This is a genomic window from Brevundimonas sp. Root1423, assembly GCF_001426805.1.
Genome location: NZ_LMFL01000090.1, coordinates 1 through 1,411, shown reverse-complemented (window position 1 = coordinate 1,411; position 1,411 = coordinate 1). Strand labels below are relative to the sequence as shown.

At 65.5% G+C, this 1,411-nt stretch carries 3 protein-coding genes and 1 pseudogene; all 4 read right to left on the bottom strand.

Going from position 1 to position 1,411, the window contains the following annotated elements:
• Nucleotides 1-250, bottom strand: a 250-nt coding sequence (gene rplP / locus ASD25_RS28945; protein WP_082572652.1) for a 50S ribosomal protein L16, incomplete at its 3' end; no start/stop codon positions are given.
• 3 nt (nucleotides 251-253) lie between these two features.
• Nucleotides 254-529, bottom strand: a pseudogene (locus tag ASD25_RS33515) (30S ribosomal protein S3); the annotation flags it as partial.
• A 1-nt stretch (nucleotide 530) separates the two neighbouring features.
• A partial coding sequence (rpsC, locus tag ASD25_RS28935; RefSeq protein ID WP_082572654.1) for a 30S ribosomal protein S3 occupies nucleotides 531-1,145 on the bottom strand: 615 nt, incomplete at its 3' end.
• The coding region (locus ASD25_RS28930) for a 50S ribosomal protein L22 (RefSeq protein ID WP_304439673.1) at nucleotides 1,145-1,411 on the bottom strand (267 nt) is incomplete at its 5' end. The genes rpsC and ASD25_RS28930, both read right to left, overlap by 1 nt.

Sequence of the window (1,411 nt, the reverse complement as noted above, 5' to 3'; positions counted from 1 at the left end):
CCATGCGGACTTCGGCCGGCTTGCCCGTGACGGGCAGGTCGGGGAAGACGCGGATCCAGACGCGGCCCTGACGCTTCATCTGGCGGGTGATCGCGCGGCGKGCCGCCTCGATCTGACGCGCGGTGATGCGTTCCGGCTCCACCGTCTTCAGGCCATAGGACCCGAAGTTCAGCGAGAAGCCGCCCTTGGCGGCGCCGTGGATGCGGCCCTTGAAGGCCTTGCGATACTTGGTCTTTTTCGGTTGCAGCATGACTTAGCCCTCACGCCCGCGACGCTGACCGCGATCGTTGCGGCCGCCGCGATCACCGCCGCGGCCTTCGTTCGAAGAAGGACCCGAAGCCTCGATCGCCCAGCGCTTGTCCTGCGCCATCGGATCGTGCTCGAGGACYTCGCCYTTGAAGACCCASACCTTCACACCGATGATGCCGTASGTCGTCTTGGCCTGGATGAAGCCGTAGTCGATGTCGGCGCGCAGGGTGTGCAGCGGCACACGGCCTTCGCGGTACCATTCCATCCGCGCGATTTCAGCNGCCCTTGAAGACCCACACCTTCACACCGATGATGCCGTAGGTCGTCTTGGCCTGGATGAAGCCGTAGTCGATGTCGGCGCGCAGGGTGTGCAGCGGCACGCGGCCTTCGCGATACCATTCCATCCGCGCGATTTCCGCGCCGCCGAGGCGGCCCGAMACGTTGATGCGGACGCCCTTGGCGCCGAGACGCATGGCCGACTGCATCGCGCGCTTCATGGCGCGGCGGAAGGCGATMCGGCGTTCCAGCTGCTGCGCGATGTTYTCGGCGATCAGCTGGGCGTCCGTCTCGGGCTTGCGCACTTCGACGATGTTCAGGTGAACCTCGCCGTCGGTCCGCGCCGAGATGTCCTTGCGGAGCTTCTCGATGTCGGCGCCCTTCTTGCCGATCACGACRCCCGGACGGGCGGCGTAGATCGTCACGCGGCACTTCTTGTGCGGACGCTCGATGATGATGCGCGACACGCCGGCGGCGTTCAGGCGTTCCTTCAGCCACGTACGCAGCTTGAGGTCCTGGTGCAGCAGGTTGGCGTATTCGGCGCCGCGGGCGAACCAGCGGCTGTCCCACGTACGGTTGACGCCGAGGCGCAGACCGATCGGATTGACTTTCTGACCCATCAGGCGGCCTCACCGGCTTCGCGGACCACGATGGTGATCTCCGCGAAAGGTTTCAGGATGCGCGACGAACGGCCGCGAGCACGGCTCGCGAAACGCTTCATCACCAGGTTCTTGCCCACGAAGGCCTCGGCGACGACCAGGTTGTCGATGTCGAGGTTGTGGTTGTTCTCGGCGATCAGCTGGGCGTCCGTCTCGGGCTTGCGCACTTCGACGATGTTCAGGTGAACCTCGCCGTCGGTCCGCGCCGAGATGTCCTTGCGGAGCTT